The organism is Longimicrobium sp., assembly GCF_036280135.1.
In the GTDB taxonomy this organism is placed as follows: domain Bacteria; phylum Gemmatimonadota; class Gemmatimonadetes; order Longimicrobiales; family Longimicrobiaceae; genus Longimicrobium.
In genome coordinates, this window is record NZ_DASURI010000902.1 from 1 (window position 1) to 4,963 (window position 4,963).

General features: G+C 69.9%; 6 protein-coding genes. 1 reads left to right on the forward strand and 5 read right to left on the reverse strand.

The features are described from left to right. From pgk to VFZ20_RS29105, 4 genes are all read right to left on the reverse strand, one after another. Nucleotides 1–366, reverse strand: a 366-nt coding sequence (gene pgk / locus VFZ20_RS29090) for a phosphoglycerate kinase (protein ID WP_329687479.1), incomplete at its 3' end; no start/stop codon positions are given. Beyond that, the gene (gap, locus tag VFZ20_RS29095) at nucleotides 363–1,391 is read right to left on the reverse strand and encodes a type I glyceraldehyde-3-phosphate dehydrogenase (RefSeq protein WP_329687480.1); all 1,029 of its coding nucleotides are present in this window, start codon (nucleotides 1,389–1,391) and stop codon (nucleotides 363–365) included. The genes pgk and gap, both read right to left, overlap by 4 nt. Nucleotides 1,392–1,448: 57 nt before the next feature. Beyond that, on the reverse strand, nucleotides 1,449–2,216 hold the full coding sequence (locus VFZ20_RS29100) for a ComF family protein (RefSeq protein ID WP_329687481.1): 768 nt from the start codon (nucleotides 2,214–2,216) through the stop codon (nucleotides 1,449–1,451). Nucleotides 2,217–2,920: 704 nt separating this feature from the next. After that, entirely contained in the window at nucleotides 2,921–3,202 is a 282-nt protein-coding gene (locus VFZ20_RS29105; RefSeq protein WP_329687482.1) for a hypothetical protein, read from the reverse strand. A 191-nt stretch (nucleotides 3,203–3,393) separates the two neighbouring features. Between VFZ20_RS29105 and VFZ20_RS29110 the strand changes: the two genes are divergently transcribed. Next, nucleotides 3,394–3,771, forward strand: a complete 378-nt coding sequence (locus VFZ20_RS29110) for a hypothetical protein (RefSeq protein ID WP_329687483.1) — start codon at nucleotides 3,394–3,396, stop codon at nucleotides 3,769–3,771. 78 nt (nucleotides 3,772–3,849) lie between these two features. Here VFZ20_RS29110 and VFZ20_RS29115 read toward each other — a convergent pair whose 3' ends face one another. Next, on the reverse strand, nucleotides 3,850–4,671 hold the full coding sequence (locus tag VFZ20_RS29115; RefSeq protein ID WP_329687484.1) for a hypothetical protein: 822 nt from the start codon (nucleotides 4,669–4,671) through the stop codon (nucleotides 3,850–3,852). Nucleotides 4,672–4,963: the final 292 nt, after the last annotated feature.

A 4,963-nucleotide genomic window follows, 5' to 3' on the forward strand; every position in this document is an offset into this window, starting at 1 on the left:
GTGGAAGCGCAGGTTCTCCACGAGCAGGACCTCGCCGGGCCTGAGCGCCGCGGCCTTCGCCTCCGCTTCCGGCCCGACACAGTCATCGGCCCACTGGACCTCGGCACCGAGAAGCTCGGCGAGCTTCTCGCGCACCGGCCGGAGCGAGTATTTCTCCTTGCGCTCCCCTTTCGGACGCCCGAGATGCGAGGCGATGACCACGGCAGCGCCCTTCTCGCGCAGGATGCGCAGCGTCGGCAGCGTCTCCTCGATGCGCGTCGCGTCGCTGATCTCCGCACCTTCGAGCGGCACGTTGTAGTCGACGCGGTAGAAGACTCGGGAACCGCGCGTGAGCGGCAGGCGATCGAGCGTTCTGATGGTGATCATGCAGGTTGAAGAGACTTGCTGCGCACCGCGGCCACGTGCGCGATCAGATCGAGGATGCGGTTGCTGTAGCCCCACTCGTTGTCGTACCAGGCCACCACCTTGACCATGCCGGCCACGACGTTGGTGCTGGGCGCGTCCACGATGGACGAGTGCGGGTTGCCCGTGTAGTCGATGGAGACCAGCTCCGTCTCCTCGTAGCCCAGGATGCCCTTCATGCGGCCCTCGGAGGCGGCGCGGAGCGCATCGTTCACCTGCTGCGCCGTCACCTCCTTTTCCAGCTCCGCCGTGAGGTCCACCACCGACACGTCGGGCGTGGGCACGCGGAACGCCGTGCCGTCGATCTTGCCCTTGACCTCGGGGATCACGAGCGACGTGGCCTTGGCCGCGCCCGTGGAGGTGGGGATGATGGACATGCCGGCCGCGCGGGCGCGGCGCAGGTCCTTGTGGGGCAGGTCCAGGATGTTCTGGTCGTTGGTGTACGCGTGGACGGTGGTCATCAGGCCGCGCTTGAAGCCGAACTCGTCCAGCAGCACCTTGACGACGGGGGCCAGGCAGTTGGTGGTGCAGCTGGCGTTGCTCACCACGTGGTGGCTGGCCGCGTCGTACTTTTCCTCGTTCACGCCCAGGACGATGGTGATGTCCTCGTCCTTGGCCGGCGCGCTGATGATGACCTTCTTCGCGCCGCCCTGGATGTGCTTCTCGGCGTCGGCCTTCTTGGTGAAGCGGCCGGTGCTCTCGATGACGATGTCCACGCCCAGGTCGCCCCAGGGAAGCGCGGCGGGGTCCTTCTCGGCGAACACGCGCACCTCGTCGCCGTCCACCACCAGGCTGTTCTCGCGGGCTTCGACGGTGCCGCCGTACGTGCCGTGCACGGAGTCGTACTTGAGCAGGTGGGCCAGCGTCTTCGTGTCGGTGAGGTCGTTGACGGCCACGAAGTCGATGTCGGTGGCACCGGCCTTCTTGGCCGCGCGCAGGACGTTCCGGCCAATGCGGCCGAACCCGTTGATGGCGACGCGAATGGGCATGGTCTCTCGGTCAGCTCGTAGTAAAAGGATGACGAGCGCCAAGACGGACGTGCCGGCTCAGCGCTCCAGCTCCGGAATCACGCGGGCAAAGGTCGCCACGCTCACCACCCGCGCTCCCGCGTCCAGCAGCGTTTGCGCACATGCAAGCGCCGTGGCACCCGTCGTCCACACGTCGTCCACCAGGATCACGTGCTCGCCCTGGAGCTCCGGGGCGCGGCCGTCGGGAACGGAAAAAGCGCGCGCCACGTTAGCCCTGCGCTCGTCTGGATGCAAGGCCGTTTGCGTCCTGGTGGAACGCGTGCGCGCGAGCAGGTCGGGAACGGTCGTTCGATCGGTGCGGCGGGCAAAAGCGGACGCCAGGAGCGCCGCCTGGTTGTAGCCGCGCTCGCGCAGCCGCGCCTTGCTGGTGGGCACGGGCACCACCATGCGCGCCTCGTCCTCCACGTCCTGCGGAAACGCCATCTCGGCCATGCGCTGCGCCATGGGCTCCGCCGAGCCCTCCCAGCCGCGGTACTTGAGGGCGTGCACGATGGCCTTGACCTCGTTGCCCATGAGGAACGCGCTGCGGATGGCCCGCACGGCCTGCGGCCAGTCGCCGCAGGTGCGGCACTTGGGGCGCGGGTCCTGGCCCGGCGGCACGGGCCCCCAGCAGCGCTCGCAGCGCGGGTGCGGCAGGGTGCGGCACTTTACCCAGCACAGGCGGCAGACGATGCGGTCCTTTTCCGTGGTGGGGATGGGGTTGCTGCACGACACGCAGACCGGCGCGAACACCAGGTCCATGGCGCCGTCGCCAAAGTCGCGGAGCACGTCGCGGAGATAAGGCATCGTTGGGTTTCGGCGATGGACGGTGGATGTGTAACACTCAGTTCGGAGCGGATGGGCGGGTTCCAGCGGCGCCCCCTCCGCTCGCCTAGGCTCGCACCTCCCCCAATAACCCCTGGGGGAGGTTGATATTCGTACGGTTCCGTGCTCGTGAGCCGGATCCGTGCACAGGCGGGCTGGAGGTTCAGCCCGGGCGGACGGCCCTCGCCGGCAGCGGGCTGCCCCTCCCCCGGCCCCTCCCCGCTCGTTCCTCGCGGAGAGGGGAGAACTGCTTCACTCTGGGAAATCAATTGATTTCCTGAGGGAGGCGCCGCGCGGTCCTCGGCCGCTCTCGAACCATGGCGCCGACCGAAGGATCTCCCGTCCCGCACTCGACGCTCGTCCGACGCGGAGAAGGTGCCCGGCCGGCATCCGTCCGCATCGCCGAGCTCGTGCGCGGGCCGGCGAGATCCTTCGGGCCCGCGGGCATCATGCACGGGCGAGATCCGCGAGGGCCCTCAGGAAATCAACCGGGGTGGAGTCAGCGACCAGATGCATCGCTCCGGCCGCGTTGCGTATCGGCGCGGCAACAAGATTCACAAAGTAGTCAGATTAGGGAAGCCCCTTCGGGTACACCGCTCCAACACGGCCACCGGCGTGCACCCCATCATCCCGAACCCGTCACCTGAACCGTCCCGTTCGGAATCGATGGAATCGCGGAGGCGCGTTCAGCCCAGGAAACGACGCGCGACGCGGATGTAGCGAAGGTCCTGCTCGGCCTCGGGAAGCGCCTCGGCGGCCGCGAGCAGCTTGCGCACGTGGCGGTGCAGCCGCGGCTCGCCCCAGCGGTAGCCGGTCGCGGACTCGGCGCTGGGCGTGTTGCCGTCGCGCGCCGCCTCGATGAGCGCACGGGCGGCCGCCGCGTCAAAGCGCGGATCGTCGCGCGGCGGCAGGCCAAAGCTGCCCGGCGGGACGAAGCCGTCGTCTTCCTTTACGAACGCGCGAGACATCCTGGACTGCAGGGAATAGGGAACAGAGAATAGGGAATAGCGGGCAACGGCGGTTCTTCCTACACGTGTCGCGGGGTGCTCCCGACATCTGCCGGTAACGCGCCCGACTGCCGCGGGTCTTCCGCGGATCTATCGTGGTAGTGCGGCACGACGCCGCGCAGCACGCTGGCGCTTCACCACGGGAGAGAATCATGCCCATCCGCCGTTCGATCAACGCATACCGCGCGGCGACCCCCTTTGAGCAGGCCGGCTGGACCCTGGCCTTCACGGTCGCCGCCATCGCCGTCCCCGCCCTGCTGCGGTGGCTGCTGGGCAGCCTGGCCGACGAGGGACGGGCGCAGACCGGCTACCCCGCCGCCGCGGCGCGGATGGCCGTGCACGCCACCAACCAGCTCATCCAGTGGATCGGGCTGGGCATCCTGGCCGCGACCGCCGTCCTGTGCGTGATGCTCGCCGTGTCGTACGCCCGCGGCACCCGCGAACGCACCGGCATCCCCCGCTGGGTGATCGCCGAGACGTACGCCGTCGGCGCGGTGGCGGCCCTGGCCGGGCTGCTCTGGCTCAGCTGATCCGCGTCCGCCCGTCCATCATCCACCCAACCTCCGGGACGGGCCCACGTCGTGGGCCCGTCCCGGCGCGCGTCCCGGTCAGATGCCGGTTGTCCCGGACGTCCCCAGCCCGCCGGTGGTGCCGCTGCTGCCCATCCCCGTCGTGCCCGCGCGGGACGTGCCACGCTCGTAGCCGCGCCGGCCAAAGTCGCGCAGGCTGTCGTAGCTGCCCGCGCGCGAGCCCGTGAAGCCGGTGCGCAGGCTGGGCTCGACCTCGTCGTAGCTGCGCCCGGCGTACTCCGGGTTGCGCGCGGCCACGTAGCCCACCACGTACACCGTCCGCGCCTGGTCGTACGGCACGCTGGCCCGCGCCGGGTGCGACTCGTAGTACGTGCGGCAGTCCTGCTCCTCGTCCGTGCCCATCTCCTGCACGGCCTCGAAGAGCTTGCGGCCCACCCAGTACGCGCCGCCCGCCAGCGCCAGCGCGCCCAGCACCCGCTTCCACTCGAACGCGTGACGCGCGTAGCCGCGCATGGCGCTCAGGCGGCCCGGCTGCTCGCGCTCCAGCTCGACCTCCACCTCCTCGTACTCGCGGTTGGCGTACACGGGGTTGGCCGCCGCGCGGTGCCCCGCCGCGTAGCCCGTGCGCGCCTCGTCGTACGTGGTGACGGTGGGCGTGGTGTGCTCCGGCGTCACGGTGGCGTAGTGCCGCTGGTAGACGACGTCGTGCGCGTCGAAGTCGTCGCCCGTGGTGAAGGTTCCGCTCTCCGTGAAGCCCTCGCCCGTGGAGCCCACCTGGCCCACGCCGCGCAGCTCGTCCCCGCCCGTGGATCCGCCGGCGCCGCTCAGGCCGCCCCCCGTGGAGCCCAGCCCGCTGCCCGCACCGCCCGCCAGCCCGCCGCCCAGGTTGCTGTCACTCATCCCTCACCCTCCGTTGGAGATACGAGAAAACGGAGGCCGGTGCGGATGCACGCCCTGCGCCACCCGGCGCGCAGATCACGCGGGACGGGCCAGGGGATTCGTGCAAACGTTGGACATCGAGGCGCTTTGCCAAGCGGTGATCGTCTCCATCACCCCGCGAGCGTCATCCTGAGGAGCCGCCGCGCAGACTCGACCCGTGTGTGGGCCATGGCGGCGACGAAGGATCTTGCCGGCGAGCCTCGGAGGCGGCCCTCATGCACGGAACCCGCCTCCGAGTCGCGCACACAAGATC

Coding starts and splice junctions, on each gene's coding strand:
- gap (WP_329687480.1), bottom strand. CDS start 1,391: ATGCCCATTCGCGTCGCCATCAACGGGTTCGGCCGCATTGGCCGGAAC.
- VFZ20_RS29100 (WP_329687481.1), bottom strand. CDS start 2,216: ATGCCTTATCTCCGCGACGTGCTCCGCGACTTTGGCGACGGCGCCATG.
- VFZ20_RS29105 (WP_329687482.1), bottom strand. CDS start 3,202: ATGTCTCGCGCGTTCGTAAAGGAAGACGACGGCTTCGTCCCGCCGGGC.
- VFZ20_RS29110 (WP_329687483.1), top strand. CDS start 3,394: ATGCCCATCCGCCGTTCGATCAACGCATACCGCGCGGCGACCCCCTTT.
- VFZ20_RS29115 (WP_329687484.1), bottom strand. CDS start 4,671: ATGAGTGACAGCAACCTGGGCGGCGGGCTGGCGGGCGGTGCGGGCAGC.